General features: G+C 44.9%; 1 protein-coding gene. It reads right to left on the bottom strand.

Features of this window, described 5'->3' with window-relative positions; translation table 11 throughout:
* Positions 1-604 precede the first annotated feature (604 nt).
* Positions 605-1,966, bottom strand: a 1,362-nt coding sequence (locus QUB33_RS29320) for a choice-of-anchor Q domain-containing protein (protein ID WP_333358172.1), incomplete at its 5' end; no start/stop codon positions are given.

The raw sequence follows: 1,966 nt of genomic DNA on the forward strand, positions 1-1,966 counted from the left end.
AGTTGTTGAGTAACAGCTTGCCGCATATTTAAAGGCAGCTACTTTTAGATGCGCTCGTTTTTTAGTCTAAACTCCAGAATATAAAGTCCAACAATTTTACGGGTATTTCTATCGAAAGCTATCCAGAGCAATTGCTTTTTTCGCTTGTTTTTGACACTAGACCACATTTCATCTACCTGTAAAGTCAATGAACCTTTCGGTTTTTTCCTCACCAAAATTTTCCCAGAATTTTCGGCATACTTTTTATTTACATAATTCTTAAGCTATCGAATGGATACTCCCGGCTCTCTAGCAATTCCGGCTCAATAAGTTTTTTCTAAAATCAGCCGCTAAATTAAGGATTTACTTTAGAAGTGAAACCTGCTTATATTGAGGATTTTCAATCTTCCTGACGACTACATTTTTTACACTTAAATCGCTGTTTTCCGTAATAAGTTTTTCATTAAAAAAAATAGCTTTGACAATTAAGACAGTCCATACTTTTAACTCAAAAAGTTATGTTGATTTAATATTAAACCATTACTGTGCATCGCTACCAAAGCATTTATTTAACTACTTGCAAGATATATTAGTAGAGCAAGGATTCCTCGCCCTACTAACAGTCTTAAAGCAGAGTAATTGCAGTCGATGCCGGGGTGCCGATCGAACCTGACCCAAAGCCCAAATTCACCACCCCACCAGTCAAACCAGGAAGATTGTTAATCGTCAGAGTAACGCTAGTTTGACCGGGATTAAAGTTCACCGTGCCGGACGAAGGATTCACAGCAAATGGACTAATGTTGTAGTCTACGTTGTTCACAGGTTGACCGCCACTAGGGGCAACAATCAAATAGTCCACCGAAGCCGAAACCGAAGTATCGCCAGTCCGATTAATCGTAACAACTCCAGAACCACCATCAATAATAGGATCAGGAGACGAACCGTAAGAGAAGGAAGTCGGAGGCACAGCATTAGAAATCCCTTGATATTCAATGTGCCGCACTAGGTAATCGGAACCATCGCTTTTGAAGGAGGTGGCGGCGTAGGCAGCGGTGGGGCTATCGTAGGCTTTGGTGGAGAACCGCAGTTCGTCAAAAGTAGCGCCGCCCAGAGAGTCTCCTACTATCTGGAATTTGAAACTGCCATCGGTGCGATCGCCAATGAAAGTCACTCCATCTGAAGACCGAGCGATCGGTTTTGGAGCGCTCGGAGCGTTGAGGCGAGTGATCGTAAATTTGGTGGCTGGTACCAGAACCCCATTATTAAAGATTTGCAAGAAAGCAACTTCATTGCCTTGATCGCCCAAATCAGGACTTGTTTTGGGACTCAATCCAGCCAGGTCGATCGTTGTGCTAGTGATGTCTTGGTTATCTGCCCATTTCACCTTCAGCGCCTGAGATTGATTGGTGTTGGGGTTATGGTTGATTTCCGCCCGAATTTTCCTGGCGTCGGTGAACCAACCATCATAAGAGGATGGGACACCAATACCACCGGTACTACCGTAGCTCAACCAGCTTTTAGGGTTTTCGTTGCTTGCTAAGGTGAGGTTGCTGATGACATTCGGGTTAAGGTAGTCAGTTTCCACGCCATCAAAAGCTATCCCAGACAGTTTGATGCCTTGATTCTGGGCGGCATTCGGCCATTGTGCGATCAGGTCACTAATGCTGCTGTAATTATTGGTTTGACCCAAGGAACCAGTAAGAGGCGGCGTAACTGTAGGGTTAAATTCGTAAGCGCCAATATCAACGATCGCGCTTCCGTTATTATCACCATCTTGAGGGCGACTCACACCGCGCTGATCCGCAGCCGGCGCGCCCACACCAGTACCGGTATCAATTGCCGGACTTCCTGCTAGCAGCGGCAGCACGAAAGCGCCGTTAATATTTTGCAAAGAGCCAAGTAAGGGGTCGGCGATCGTCACATTTGCCGTAACATTATTGTCGTTAGGATCGCCCGTCGTGAGTTTATTAGGAAATTGCAGATTATT

The sequence above is a fragment of the Microcoleus sp. B3-A4 genome (genome assembly GCF_036705385.1).
Classification (GTDB): Bacteria; Cyanobacteriota; Cyanobacteriia; order Cyanobacteriales; family Microcoleaceae; genus Microcoleus.